A 13,285-nucleotide genomic window follows, 5' to 3' on the forward strand; every position below is an offset into this window, starting at 1 on the left:
CTCCACACCTACAACCACCACCGCTGCCACACCGCACTCGACGGACACCCGCCCATCAGCCGCGTCAACAACCCTGCGGGTCAATACACCTAGGCTGGTGAGGTGGTGTACGAGGAACGCGCCTCCCTGCTCGGCGGAGCCGTCGTGTGGACCCGTACGCCCGGTCCTGCCGGCTCGGCGGACCCGGGCACACGGCCGGTCCTGCCCGACGGCTGCATGGACCTGATCTGGGCCGACGGCACGCTGCTCGTCGCGGGACCCGACACCACGGCCTACGTCCCGACGAGCCCCGCCGCCCACTACGCCGGGGTGCGCTTCGCGCCCGGCGAGGCGCCCGCCGTGCTCGGCGTCGACGCCGGCGCGCTGCGGGACCGGCGGGTCGGCCTCGCCGACCTGTGGGGCGCCGCGCCCGCCCGCCGGCTCGCCGACGCGGTCACCGGCGCCGCCGACCGCGCCGCCGCCCTCGAGGAACTGGTGCTGCGCCGCGCGTCCGAGGCACCCGCGCCCGACCCGCTGCTGCGGGCCGTCGTCGCCCGGCTCAGGGCCGGTGCCCCGGTCGGGGCCGCGGCGGACGCGGTCGGACTCGGCGCCCGGCAGCTGCACCGGCGTTCACTCGCCGCGTTCGGGTACGGACCGAAGACCCTGGCCCGCATCCTGCGCCTGCGGCGGGCCCTGGCCCTGGTGGCCGCCGGCGCCCCGTACGCGGAGGCGGCGTACCGCGCGGGCTGCACGGACCAGGCTCATCTGGCCCGCGAGATGCGGGCCCTGACGGGGATGACCCTGACGGCCTACAGGGCCTCCACGGCCTCGGCGCCGCCGCCGTCGCCGGCGGCGCCGGAGTCCTCGGCCTCGCCGGCCTGGGTGTTGCGGGCCTCACCGGAGTCCTCGGTCTCACCGGCCTCGGGGCCGTCGGCGACGGCGGGCTCCTCGGTCTCGCCGGAGTTCCTGGCGGCGTCGTCGGGCGTGCCGGCGTCCGCGTACAGCGACACCGCCGTCCCGTCGGGGTCGAGCACCACCGCGTAACGCTGGCCCCACACCGCGTCCCACGGCTTCAGATGCCCGCGGTGCCCGGCGGCGGTCAGCGTCTCGTACACCGCGTCGACCTCACCCGGCTCCGCGCACCGGAAGGCGAGTCCCACCCGTTCGCCGCCACCGGCCGGCCGGGTCCACCCGGGATCGTAGGACCGCACGACGTCCTCGGTGTCCCACAGCACCCGCAGCCCGCCGGGCAGTGTCACCTCCACGTGCGGAGCGCTATCGGCGCCGGGCGGGACGTCGAGCCCGAGCAGCCGGTAGAAGCCGAGCGAGGCGGCCATGTCCGCCGTGACCAGGCCGATGACGTCGAGACGAGGAACGGGTCGGTTCGTGTTCATGCCCGCACGCTAGGCGGGCCGGACGCGGGCCGTCTTGTACGGATCGGACACGCTCGGCGGCGGCGCGAGGGCGACGTCGCCAGGTCCAGGTCCGCGGGTGCGCCCGGCGCGGGTGGTGGTGACAACACCAGGTCCGGCACACACTCCCTCGCCTCCGCGGCCCCTGTCAGGGTGACCCGCATGACCCAGCGCACCACACTGATCACCGGCGCCACCTCCGGCATGGGACACGCCCTCGCCCTCGACCTCGCCCCGCACGGCGGCACCCTCCTCCTGCACGGCCGTGACGCCGGCCGGCTCGACGCCGTGGCCGCCGAGGTACGGGCCGCGGCGCCCGGCACCACCGTCCGCACCTACCTCGCCGACCTGTCCGACCTCGACCAGGTGCACGGCCTCGCTGCCCGGATCCGCGCGGCCGAGCCGCACCTCGACGGCCTGATCAACAACGCCGTCGCGGGCGGCGGCGCCCGGCCGCTCGTCCGCGAGCTGAGCCGGCAGGGCCACGAACTCCGCTTCGCCGTCAACCACCTGGCGCCCTACGCCCTCACCCGCGGCCTCCTCCCGCTGCTCACCGCCTCCGCACCCGCCCGCGTCGTCAACGTCGCCTCGATCGGCCAGGAGACCATCGACTTCGACGACGTCATGCTGGAACGGGACTACGAGGGCCTGCGCGCCTACTGCCGCAGCAAACTGGCCCTGATCATGGCGACCTTCGAGCTCGCGGAGGAGCTGCGCGACACCGGAGTGACCGTCAACACCCTGCATCCCGCGCACCTGATGGACACACCCGGCGTCCGCGCGTACCGCCTCACGCCCGAGGTCGGCACCGAGGAGGGCGTCCGGCCGACGGTGCGCCTGCTGCTCGATCCCGAACTCGCCGGCACCACCGGCCGCTACTTCGACCGCTTCACGGACACGCGCGCCCACGAGCAGGCGTACGACACCGACGCCCGCGCCCGGTTGATGGACCTGACACACCGTCTCATCGCGCGGTGACCGCCCCTCGATAAATGCGTGGCGCCGTGGACCGGACGCGGATTATGGTGGGCCCACCGCGAAGATCGCGGACCGAAGACCGCTGCGACCAGGAGGTGTGACCGATGGCTGTCGTCACGACGGGTGTTGCCACCCGCATCCAGATGCTCGTCCATTCCACCTCAGTGGCCACCGGCTGACGTCTTCCACCAGTAGCTGCGGTCCGCAGCGCCGGGGCCACCCTGTGAAGGGTTCCCCTTGTCTCTCCGCTCCTCCTCTTCTTCCTTCTCCTCTTCCTCTTCCTCGTCGTTCGCGTCCCTGATCGCCTACGGCTGGGACGACGCCTGGGCCGCCGAGTTCGCCCCGTACGCCGCACAGGGCCTGCTGCCCGGCCGCGTCGTCCGGGTCGACCGCGGCCAGTGCGACGTGCTCACGCCCGAGGGCATCGTGCGGGCCGACACCACGTTCGTCACCCCGCACGACCCGCTGCGGGTGATCTGCACCGGCGACTGGGCGGCCGTCGATCCCGAGGGCGTCGGCGACCCGCGGTACGCACGGGCGTATCTGCCGCGCCGTACCGCGTTCGCCCGATCCACCTCGTCCAAGCGGTCCGAGGGCCAGATCCTCGCGGCCAACGTCGACCACGCCATCATCACCGTGTCGCTGGCCGTCGAACTGGACCTCGGGCGCATCGAGCGCTTCCTCGCGCTCGCCTGGGAGTCCGGCGCGCAGCCGCTCGTCGTGCTCAGCAAGGCGGACCTCGTGCCCGACGTCGTCGGCCTGTCCTACCTCGTCGAGGACGTCGAGACGGTCGCGCCGGGCGTGCAGGTGCTGCCCGTCAGCTCCCACACCGGCGAAGGGCTCGACGTGCTCCGGGCGATCGCGGCGGGCGGCACGAGCGTGCTGCTCGGCGTCTCCGGCGCCGGCAAGTCGACCCTCGCCAACACCCTCCTCGGCACGGACGCCATGGACGTCCAGGCGACCCGTGACATGGACGGCAAGGGCCGGCACACCACGACCACCCGCAACCTGCTGGCGCTGCCCGGCGGCGGCGTGCTCATCGACACGCCGGGACTGCGGGGCGTCGGCCTGTGGGACGCCGAGGCCGGCGTCGGCCAGGTCTTCGCCGAGATCGAGGACCTCGCGGCCCGCTGCCGCTTCCACGACTGCGCCCACGAGTCGGAACCCGGCTGCGCGGTGACCGAGGCCATCAGCGAGGGCGCCCTGCCGGAGCGCCGGCTGGAGAGCTACCGCAAGCTGTTGCGGGAGAACCAGCGGCTGGTCGCGAAGACGGACGCGCGGCTGCGGGCGGAGATCTTGAAGGACTGGAAGCGCAAGGGCGCGGCCGGCCGCGCGGCCCTCCAGGCCAAGCGCGGCCACCTCCACTAGCCGCGCCTTGCCCCCGCCGCGCCCGGCGCCGCCGCCCCCGCCCCCTACCCGGGCCGGCCACCCGCTCCCACGCGGCCCGCACCGGTGCGGGCTGCGCCGGTGCGGGCCGCGCCCGCTGACGCGGCGCGCCCGATCCACCCCACCCCGTGTGGGCATTCGTCCCGCTGGGGCGGGACGGGTGGGCACACGGGACGGCGCCCTTGCGGGCGCGTTCCGCACCTGCGCCTGAACCCGAACCCGGAGCACGGCGCACCTGTGGTGCGGGTCAGGGCCCGGGAGCCTAGGCCCGGCAAGGGGCGCCGTCCGTTGTGCCCACCCGTTCCGCCCCGGCGGAACGAATGCCCACAACGAGGTGGCGGCGAGGGGCACCGCACCGGCGAGCGGACGCCCACGATCGGGCGGGAGCCGTGCGGCGGGGCGCAGGTCCGGGCGGGCGGAGGCCCACGACGGCGTGGGAGCCGTGCGGTGGGGCGCGGGCGCGGGCCCGGGTGGGGCCCGACCGCGCGGGCTTCGTGTCCGAAAACCGCCAGCCAGGACGTCTCCGCCCCCGCACACTGGAGGGCATGACGACGGAGACCCTCGACGACACCCGCTACGAGGCGGTTACCAGCAGAGACGCCCGGTTCGACGGCGTGTTCTTCTTCGCCGTGTCCACCACCGGGATCTACTGCCGGCCCAGCTGCCCCGCCGTCACGCCCAAGCGGCGCAACGTCAGCTTCTTCCCGACCGCCGCCGCCGCCCAGGGCCACGGCTTCCGGGCCTGCCGCCGCTGCCGGCCGGACGCGGTGCCCGGCTCGGCGGAGTGGAACGTGCGGGCGGACGTCGTCGGCCGCGCCGTGCGGATGATCGGCGACGGCGTCGTGGACCGCGAGGGCGTCACCGGACTCGCCGTGCGGCTCGGCTACAGCGCCCGGCAGGTGCAGCGCCAGCTCACGGCCGAGCTGGGCGCCGGACCGGTCGCCCTGGCCCGTGCCCAGCGCGCGCACACCGCGCGGCTGCTGCTGCAGACCACCGAGCTGCCCGTCACCGACGTCGTCTTCGCCGCCGGTTTCGCCAGCGTCAGGCAATTCAACGACACCATCCGCGCCGTCTACGCCCGCACGCCCAGCGAGCTGCGCGCCGAGACCGGCACCGGCACCGCCTCGCGCACCGCGCTCGCGGCCGGAGTGCCGCTGCGGCTCGCGCACCGCGGCCCGTACGCGGCGGGAGAGGTCTTCGACCTGCTCGCCGCCGAGGCGCTGCCCGGCGTCGAGGAGGTCGTCGGCGCGCCCGGCACCCGCACCTACCGCCGCACCCTGCGGCTGCCGTACGGCACCGGCATCGTCTCCGTCGACGAGCGCTCGCCGGGCCGCTGGCTGGAGGCCCGCATCCACCTCACCGAGCTGCGCGACCTCACCACCGCCGTACAGCGGCTGCGTCGGCTGCTCGACCTGGACGCCGACCCGTACGCCGTCGCCGAGCGTCTCGGCGCGGACCCGGCCCTCGCCGCCGCGGTCGCGGCCCGCCCCGGCGTCCGCTCCCCGGGCACGGCCGAACCGGAGGAGTTCGCGGTACGGACGGTCGTCGGGCCGGACGAGGCGGCCCAGCTCGTCGAGGCGTACGGCACGCCCCTCCAGACGCCCTGCGGCACGCTCACCCATGTCTTTCCCGAGCCCGCCGCCCTGACCGGCCACCCGGTCGCGGGCCCGCTCGCCGCCGCCCTCGCCGACGGCAGCCTCCGCCTCGACCCGGGCGCCGACCGGGACGCCTCCGCGGCCGCCCTGGCCGCCGTCCCCGGCGTGAGCCCCGAGGCCGTCGCCGCCGTCCGCACCCGCGCCCTCGGCGACCCGGACGTCGCTCCCGCCGGCCTGCCGGACCACCCGGACTGGCGCCCCTGGCGCTCCTACGCCGCCCACTACCTACGAGACGCCCGCTGACCCCGGCGGGCGCAGCGCCGAACGAGTGGACTCCGGCGAGCGCGGACCCGAAGGAGGGCCCGGGAGCGGCTGCGGATCGTGATCTGGCGCCGTCCGCTCACCGACCCGGAAAAGGTGCCCCGAGGTGCGACGTACTCCCTCCCGCCGGTTGCTCGCCGCCACGCTCCTCACGGCGGCCGTGCTGGCCCCGACGACGGCGACCACGGCCACGCCCGTCCACGCGGCGCCCGGATCCCTCAAGGGCGGCGCCGGCGACGGGCACGGCCCGGGCGACGGCCACGGTCACGGCCACGGTCACGGCCACGGTCACGGCCACGACCAGGACGACTGCCCGCGCGGCGGCTTCGGACCGGAGCTGACGGCCCGGCTCGACAAGGCGATCGCGGACGTCCGCGCGCAGGCCGGCATCCCGGGCGCCGTCGTCGGCCTGTGGATGCCGGGCCGGAGCTGCTACGTCCGGGCCTCGGGCGTGGCCGACAAGGCGACCGGCGCGCCGATGGCCCTCGACTCCTTCGTCCGGATCGGCAGCGAGACCAAGACCTTCACGGTCACCGCGCTGCTCGAACTCGTCGACGAGGGCAGGATCGGCCTCGACGACCCGATCGACGCCTACGTCCGCGGGGTCCCGAAGGGCGACCGGATCACCCTGCGGCACCTCGCCGAGATGCGCAGCGGCCTCTTCCCGTACACCGCCGACCCGGGCTTCATCCACGACCTGCTGAGCGAGCCGGAGCGCCCCTTCAACCCGTGGGAGGCGCTCTCGTACGGCTACCGGCACGCGAACACCTTCGAGCCGGGCGCGCGGTTCCAGTACTCCAACTCCAACCTGTTGCTGCTCGGCCTGGTCGTGGAGAAGGTCAGCGGGCAGCGGCTGGCCGACTTCCTCGAACAGCGGGTGCTGCGCCCGGCCCGGCTGCGCCACACGCTGCTCCCGGAGGGAACGGAGTTCCCCGAGCCGCACCCGCGCGGCTACACGGACCAGACGCCGACCGGCGCGGTCGCCGACGCCACGGACTGGAACCCGAGCTGGGCGTGGGCGGCCGGGGCGATGATCTCCGACCTGCACGACCTGCGCCGCTGGGCCAAGATCCTCGCCACCGGCGAGCTGCTCAGCCCCGAGACCCAGGCCGAGCGCCTGAAGACCCTGCCGACCGGCTTCCCCGGCACCAGCTACGGCCTCGGCATCTTCGACGCCAACGGATGGATCGGGCACAACGGCTCCATCCCGGGCTACGAGACGGTCACCGTCTACCTGCCGGAACGCGGGGCCACCCTCGTCATCATGATCAACACCGACATCGCCGTCCAGGGACAGGAGCCCTCGACCCCGCTCGCCCGCGCGATCACCCGGATCGTCACCCCGGACCACGTCTACGACGGCAAGGTCCCGCCGCGCTAACGGGTGTCCCGTCGATCAGGTGCTCCGCAGATCGCGCCACGTCTCCCCGGTCCTCAGCCCCAGATCACCGCTCCCGCCCACGCTCCCGCGATCAGCAGGCACGCGAACAGCTCCACGAGCACGCTCGTGCCGGCCGCCCGCATCACCGCGCGGGTGGCGGCGCGGGCCTGGCCGTGGCCGCCGAGGCGCAGGCGTTCGGAGAGGTAGATCCCGCCGACGAAGCCGGGGATCGCGCCGAGCACCGGGACCAGGAAGAAGCCCAGGAGGGCGCCCGCTCCCGCGTACGCGACCATCCGGCGGGTGATGCCGACGCCCCGGAAGCGGCGCGGCGGCAGCTGCCATACGACCACCTGGGTGAGCAGCAGCAGTCCGGTGGACGCGACGAGGAGGATCCAGGCGAGGGCGGTCTGCTCGTGCAGCGACCACCAGAGCATCGCCGCCCACACCAGCCACGTCCCCGGCACGCCGGGCGTCAGCACCCCGAACAGGCCGAGCAGCATCACCATCGCGACCAGCAACAGCTGCCACACACCCATCTGCCCAGGGTGCAGGAGACCGGACGTCCTCGCAGGTCAAGGCCGACGGGCGGGGGACCGGACGGTCAGCCGGAGGCCACCGGGAGCGCGGCGGCGACGAGATCGCGCGCCTTGCGGTCGACCAGCGGGAAGATGATCTTCAGTGAGGTCTCGCTGTACGGCGACGAGAGCACGAACGAGGAGTTGACGAACCGCTCCTTGATCTCCGAGCGGAACAGGCCCTCGCGCTGGAGGGTCATCGCGTGCTCCACCGGCTTCGCGAACATCGGGTCCGCGCGGAAGATGAAGATCCGGCGGTCGGTCATCGCCAGGTACATCGGCGTGGGCACCGGCACCACCGCCAGCGCCCCGCCGCTCACGATGGCCGACGCCACGCCGAACGCGGCGGTCCGCCGCACCGAGACCGAGCTCAGGTTGACCAGCGAGGTCACCTCCACCCGCTCCCCGGGCTCCAGCATCGGGGCGACGGTGTCCAGCAGGGCGCGGCGGCGCCTTCCGTTCATGGGCGGTGCTCCTCGAGGGCGTGGGTCGACTCGTACGGCGGACTCCCGGGGCGGGCCGCATGACGGGCCCGTACCGGAAACCGGGCGCTCACCTTGCCATACGGGCCCGGCTCACCGACGCGCCACCCACCCCTTCTCGTACGCGTGCCAGCCCAGCTGCAGCCGGGTCGTCACGCCCGCCAGCTCCATCAGGCCCTTCACCCGGCGCTGCACCGTCCGCAGCCCCAGGTCCAGCTGCTTGGCCACGCTCGCGTCCGTCATCCCCGCCAGCAGCAGACTGAGGACCTCCAGGTCCGTCGGGTCCGGGCCCGCGATCTCGTCCTCGGTCACCTGGGCGCCCGCGCCCAGGCGCAGCGGCAGGGCCTCCCGCCACACCGACTCGAACAGGCCCATGAGCGACTCCAGCAGGCCGCTCGCGTGCACCACCAGCGCGGCCGGCTCGGCGCCGCGGCCGGTGAGCGGCACCATCGCCAGCGAACGGTCCGCCACCACCAGCTTGGTGGGCACCCGGTCCACCACCCGGATCCGCTCGTGCCGGCCGAGCGCCGCCGACAGCTCGATCAGACCGTTCGGCAGCGACAGCACCTCGCGCTCCACGACCACCCGGTAGCGCACGCCCCGCTCGGCGGCCAGCGCCTCCGCGTCGTTCTCCATGCCGGACACGGCGATCGGCTTGCCCGTCACCAGCGCGCACACCTCGTCCGTGGCGCCCAGCTGGAGCTGCAGGAAGCGGTGGGTGACCGCGCTCGCGCCCGTCACCACCTCCACCAGGTCGTGCACGACCGGCTCGGTCGCCTCGGCCCGGTACTCCTGCGCGAGCAGCGCCGCCGCCAGCTCCGCCTGCTCCAGCTCGTGCCGCTGCTGGGTGAGCAGCGCGCCGAGCGCCACGCCGGGCGGGGCCGCGACCCAGCGCCCGGTACGGGCCGAGGACTGGGCGGCCAGGCCCTGCGACTCCAGGCGGCGCAGCGCCCGTTCGGTGTCGCCCTCCGGCAGCGCGAGCCGGTGGGCCAGGTCGGAGACCTCGGCCGCGCCCAGCGCGACCAAGGCGCGGTAGGCGGACTCCTGCCGTTCGTCGAGACCTATCGCTGCCAGCATCGCTGCTCCCACCCCTCGCGCGGACGTCCGCGGACGACCCGGGACATTTCCCGGACGGCCGGCGGACGCATTCGTTCCGTCGGTGCACTGGCGGGAATCGGCCACGGCGCATTCCCGCCTTGCCCATCCTGCCTGCACCGGCCTCACCTCTGCCAATGTGGCGCCACCGCAGCACCAACCGCCTCCGGACATGGGCCCCTTGTGCCGTCATGCCCGGAATCAGATGGGGAGAGCGATGCGCCCGATTTCGCGTACGGCCCTCGGAGCGGCGACCGCCGCCGTCCTGGCCGTCACCGCGGTCACGGCGTCCGCGGCCGCAGCGCCGCAGGACGACCCGGCGACCGGCACCAGACCGCTGGTCGGCAGCGCGGCCGCCGCCCGCGCCGCACAGCGGCCCGCCACGGTCACCCTCGTGACCGGCGACCGGGTCGTGGTGACCCGCGACGCGGCGGGGAGCCCGGCCGCCACGGCGCTGCCGCGCGAGGACGGCACCGTGCCCTTCGTGCAGACCCGCAGGTCAGGGCAGGACCTCTACGTCTATCCCGAGGGCGCCACCGCCGCGCTGGCCGCCGGACGGGTCGACGAGGAGCTCTTCAACGTCACCGGCCTGATCCGGCAGGGCTACGACGACGCCGGCACGGCCACCCTGCCGCTCATCGCGGTCTACGGCGCCGACCTCGCCACCGCCCGCGCCGTGCCGCCCGCCCCGCGCGGCGCCACCCGCGGCCAGGTCCTCAAGACCGTCGACGCGGTCGCCCTCAAGGCCGACAAGAAGCAGGCCGCCACCTTCTGGGCCGACGTCACCGGCCCGGCCGCCGCCCGGTCCGCCGCGGGCGGCGGGCTGCGCAAGCTGTGGCTCGACCGCAAGGTGCAGGCCACCCTGGAGCGCTCGACCGCCCAGGTGCACGCGCCGGAGGCCTGGGCCGCCGGCTACGACGGCACCGGCACCAAGGTCGCCGTCCTCGACACCGGCGCCGACGCCGACCACCCCGACCTCAAGGGCCGCATCGTCGCCGCGGAGAACTTCACCGACTCCGACAGCGCCGACGACCGCCAGGGCCACGGCACCCACACCCTCTCGACCGTCGGCGGCACCGGCGCCGCGAGCGGCGGCAGGAAGAAGGGCGTCGCGCCCGGCGCCAGCCTCCTCAACGGCAAGGTCCTGGGCGACTCCGGCTCCGGCGCCACGTCCTGGATCATCGCCGGCATGGAGTGGGCCGTCGCCCAGGGCGCCGACGTGGTCTCCATGAGCCTCGGCAACCCGTCCGAGACCGACTGCACCGACCCGATGAGCGTCGCCACCGCGCAACTCGCCCGGAACAGGCGCACGTTGTTCGTCATCGCCGCCGGCAACGCGGGCCCCGGGAACAACACCGTCTCCGCACCCGGCTGCGTGCCCGGCGTCCTCACCGTCGGCGCCGTCGACCGCGACGACTCCACCGCCTCCTTCTCCAGCCGCGGCCCCGCCGCCGACGTGGCCCACACGCTCAAGCCGGAGATCGCCGCTCCCGGCGTCGCCATCTCCGCCGCGGCGGCCGGCGGCCGCGGCGTCTACGCCTACCAGTCGATGTCCGGCACCTCGATGGCCACCCCGCACGTCGCGGGCGCCGCCGCCGTCGTCAAGCAGCGCCACCCCGACTGGACCGCCCAGCAGATCAAGGCCGCGCTCGTCTCCTCCGCCGACAGCGCGGTCCCCGGCGACGCCCGCGAGGTCGGCGGTGGCCGGCTCGACGTGAAGGCCGCCACCGAGCAGACCGTCCTCGGCGCACCCGCCGTCCAGGGCGGCACCTTCACCTGGCCGCAGACCGGCGCCGACCGCACCACCGTCGCCGTCCCCTACACCAACACCGGCGACCGGCCCGTGACCCTGTCCCTCGCCGTCGAGAAGCTCACCGGCAACGACGGCTCCGCCGTCCGGTCCTCCGTCGCCCGCCTCGGCGCGCGCACCGTCACCGTCCCGGCCGGCGCCACCGTCGAGGTCCCGCTCCGGCTCGACCCGGCCGCCCACCTCGACCGCGCCCAGTACGGCGACGTCACCGGCCGCGTGGTCGCCACCGGCACTGCCGCAGGCAAGGGCCGCGTGCACGTCTCCACGCCGTTCGCGCTGTACGTCGAGCCCGAGACCGTCACCCTGCGCGTCAAGCTGATCGACCGTCAGGGCAGGCCCGCGGACGGCGCCTCCTCGCTCGACGTCATCGGCACCGACACCGCCACCGGCGAGCGCCGCTTCAACGAGGGCTCCGCCGACCAGGTCTACCGCCTGCGCACCGGCAGCTACTTCCTCTCCTCCTTCGTCGCCACCGGCGACGCCGGCGAGGGCGCCACGCTCGTCGACTCCATCAGCTATCTGGCCCGCCCGCAGCTGGAGCTGAGAAAGGACACCACGGTCGTCCTCGACGCCCGCCAGGCCCACCGGCTGGCCGTGCGGACGGACCAGCCCTCCGAGATCCGCGGCGCCACCCTCGCCTTCTCCCGCGCCTGGGACGGCACCTGGCTGCACGCCGGCACCGCCGCCGGACCGCGCTCCGTCCGCGGCTACTACGCCTCCGTCGAGGGCCGCGCGCACGACGGCACCTTCGAGTTCGGCAGCTACTGGCGCGCCGCGGCCCCGCAGATCGGCGAGCTGCGCACCGGCGACGGCCTGCGCCTGCACCCGCTCACCGGCTCCCTCGGCTCCGACAACCTCGACGGCACCGGCTCCGCCCGGCTCGTCGACGCGGGCACCGGCACGCCCGCCGAGCTCGCCGCCGCCCAGGTCAAGGGCCGCGTCGCACTGGTCCGCCTGCCCGACGGCAGCACCAACGCGGCCGGCCTCGCCCGCGACGCCAAGGCCGCCGGCGCCGTCGCCGCCGTCACGTACCACCAGGCCGCCGGCCGCTGGTACCCGGCCGGCGGCTTCACCGGCCTCGGCCTGCCGGTCCTGTCCGTGCCCGCCGACGAGGCCACCGCGCTCCTCGGCAGGCTGACCGCGGGCGAGGTCACCCTCGCCTGGAAGGCCACCGCCAAGAGCCCCTACCTCTACAACCTGGCCTTCCCGGAGGCCGGCCAGATCCGCCACGACGAGACCTACCGGGTCCAGGACGGCCGGCTCGGCCGCACCGCGTCCCGCTACGGCTCCGCCGGCATCGCCACGGACTTCATGGAGTTCCCGGCCGCCTACCGCCCCGACGGCGCCGCCGTGTCCTTCGGCTCGCTCGAGACCGTCCCGGCGCCCGGCACCCGCACCGAGTACTACACGCCCGGCGACACGAGCTGGCAGCAGCTGGTCGGCAGCAGCTTCCCGTTCGGCGAGCTGATGATCGGCGAACGGCACGCCTACCGCGCCGGGGAGCGCCGCACCGAGAACTGGTACGACGGCGTCATCGCCCCGACCGCCCCGCACGACGCCACCGGCGCGCCGGTCCTCGTCGCCGAACGCCAGGGCAATCTCATCGGCTTCGCCGACGCCCTGTGGGGCGACGGCACCCACCACGCCGAGCCCGGCTCCTTCGGCGACATCGGCAGCCTGCGGCTGAGCAGGGACGGCGAGGTACTCGGCGAGACCGGCTGGCCGTTCGGCGTGTTCGAGGTGCCGGCCGAGCCCGGCATGTACACCCTCGAACAGCACAGCATGAAGATCGGCAGCAAGGTGTGGGCCCGCTCCACCGCCGTCAACTCCGCCTGGAAATTCACCTCCAAGCTCGACGAGACGGTCTATTCTCAAGGCATCCCGATTCTCTTCCCCCGGTACGACCTTCCGGAGGACGGCCTCAAGACCCTCGCCGCGGCCGACGGTCAGCGCATCGGCCTCGGCGTGACGGGCCACGCCGGCTACAAGGCGGCTGCCCTCACCTCGGCCACGCTCTCGTACTCCTACGACGGCGGCGAGACCTGGACCGAGGCCCCGGTCTCCCACCAGGGCGACGCCTGGACCGCGACCGTGAACCACGCGGGCGCCGGCGGCAAGCAGGTCACCCTGAAGACCGAACTGACGGACGCTCACGGCAACTCCGTCACCCAGACCGTGATCCGCGCTTACGACGTGCGCTGATCACGCCGGTCCGCCGGGCGTCCTTCCCGTGGGGGGTGGGGTCGCCCGGCGGATCACCCTTTTGCCGTA

General features: G+C 74.7%; 8 protein-coding genes and 2 pseudogenes. 6 read left to right on the plus strand and 4 right to left on the minus strand.

The window, feature by feature from the left end; genetic code table 11:
- Window positions 1-105 precede the first annotated feature (105 nt).
- A pseudogene (locus ACIGO8_RS33525) lies at window positions 106-792 on the plus strand (helix-turn-helix domain-containing protein); the annotation flags it as partial.
- A 176-nt stretch (window positions 793-968) separates the two neighbouring features.
- Here the strand turns inward: ACIGO8_RS33525 and ACIGO8_RS33530 are convergent.
- Window positions 969-1,373, minus strand: a pseudogene (locus tag ACIGO8_RS33530) (VOC family protein); the annotation flags it as partial.
- A gap of 180 nt (window positions 1,374-1,553) precedes the next feature.
- On the opposite strand from ACIGO8_RS33530, the gene ACIGO8_RS33535 reads away from it, so the two are divergent.
- The 4 genes from ACIGO8_RS33535 to ACIGO8_RS33550 all read left to right on the plus strand — a co-directional run bounded on the left by ACIGO8_RS33535 (window position 1,554) and on the right by ACIGO8_RS33550 (window position 7,052).
- Window positions 1,554-2,369, plus strand: a complete 816-nt coding sequence (locus ACIGO8_RS33535; protein WP_399738672.1) for an SDR family NAD(P)-dependent oxidoreductase — start codon at window positions 1,554-1,556, stop codon at window positions 2,367-2,369.
- 237 nt (window positions 2,370-2,606) lie between these two features.
- Complete coding sequence (gene rsgA / locus ACIGO8_RS33540; protein ID WP_399738675.1) at window positions 2,607-3,737, plus strand: ribosome small subunit-dependent GTPase A; 1,131 nt, start codon at window positions 2,607-2,609, stop codon at window positions 3,735-3,737.
- A 563-nt stretch (window positions 3,738-4,300) separates the two neighbouring features.
- Window positions 4,301-5,653: an AlkA N-terminal domain-containing protein gene (locus ACIGO8_RS33545; protein ID WP_399738678.1), complete on the plus strand. Its 1,353-nt coding sequence runs from the start codon at window positions 4,301-4,303 to the stop codon at window positions 5,651-5,653.
- A gap of 124 nt (window positions 5,654-5,777) precedes the next feature.
- The gene (locus ACIGO8_RS33550; protein ID WP_399738681.1) at window positions 5,778-7,052 is read left to right on the plus strand and encodes a serine hydrolase domain-containing protein; all 1,275 of its coding nucleotides are present in this window, start codon (window positions 5,778-5,780) and stop codon (window positions 7,050-7,052) included.
- Between the two features lie 53 nt (window positions 7,053-7,105).
- Here the strand turns inward: ACIGO8_RS33550 and ACIGO8_RS33555 are convergent, their stop codons facing one another.
- From ACIGO8_RS33555 to ACIGO8_RS33565, 3 genes are all read right to left on the minus strand, one after another.
- Entirely contained in the window at window positions 7,106-7,588 is a 483-nt protein-coding gene (locus tag ACIGO8_RS33555; protein ID WP_399738684.1) for a DUF456 domain-containing protein, read from the minus strand.
- A gap of 65 nt (window positions 7,589-7,653) precedes the next feature.
- Window positions 7,654-8,091 carry a hypothetical protein gene (locus ACIGO8_RS33560; protein WP_399738687.1) on the minus strand — a complete coding sequence of 146 codons (438 nt, stop codon included), beginning with the start codon at window positions 8,089-8,091 and terminating at the stop codon, window positions 7,654-7,656.
- A 111-nt stretch (window positions 8,092-8,202) separates the two neighbouring features.
- Window positions 8,203-9,186 carry a helix-turn-helix domain-containing protein gene (locus tag ACIGO8_RS33565; RefSeq protein WP_399738689.1) on the minus strand — a complete coding sequence of 328 codons (984 nt, stop codon included), beginning with the start codon at window positions 9,184-9,186 and terminating at the stop codon, window positions 8,203-8,205.
- A 235-nt stretch (window positions 9,187-9,421) separates the two neighbouring features.
- Between ACIGO8_RS33565 and ACIGO8_RS33570 the strand changes: the two genes are divergently transcribed.
- Window positions 9,422-13,216, plus strand: coding sequence for a S8 family peptidase (locus ACIGO8_RS33570; protein WP_399738692.1), 3,795 nt, complete (start codon window positions 9,422-9,424; stop codon window positions 13,214-13,216).
- Window positions 13,217-13,285 lie beyond the last annotated feature (69 nt).

The sequence above is a fragment of the Streptomyces sp. NPDC053493 genome (genome assembly GCF_044544825.1).
Lineage (GTDB): Bacteria > Actinomycetota > Actinomycetes > Streptomycetales > Streptomycetaceae > Streptomyces.

Coding starts and splice junctions, on each gene's coding strand:
- ACIGO8_RS33535 (WP_399738672.1), top strand. CDS start 1,554: ATGACCCAGCGCACCACACTGATCACCGGCGCCACCTCCGGCATGGGA.
- ACIGO8_RS33545 (WP_399738678.1), top strand. CDS start 4,301: ATGACGACGGAGACCCTCGACGACACCCGCTACGAGGCGGTTACCAGC.
- ACIGO8_RS33560 (WP_399738687.1), bottom strand. CDS start 8,091: ATGAACGGAAGGCGCCGCCGCGCCCTGCTGGACACCGTCGCCCCGATG.
- ACIGO8_RS33555 (WP_399738684.1), bottom strand. CDS start 7,588: ATGGGTGTGTGGCAGCTGTTGCTGGTCGCGATGGTGATGCTGCTCGGC.
- ACIGO8_RS33565 (WP_399738689.1), bottom strand. CDS start 9,186: ATGCTGGCAGCGATAGGTCTCGACGAACGGCAGGAGTCCGCCTACCGC.
- ACIGO8_RS33570 (WP_399738692.1), top strand. CDS start 9,422: ATGCGCCCGATTTCGCGTACGGCCCTCGGAGCGGCGACCGCCGCCGTC.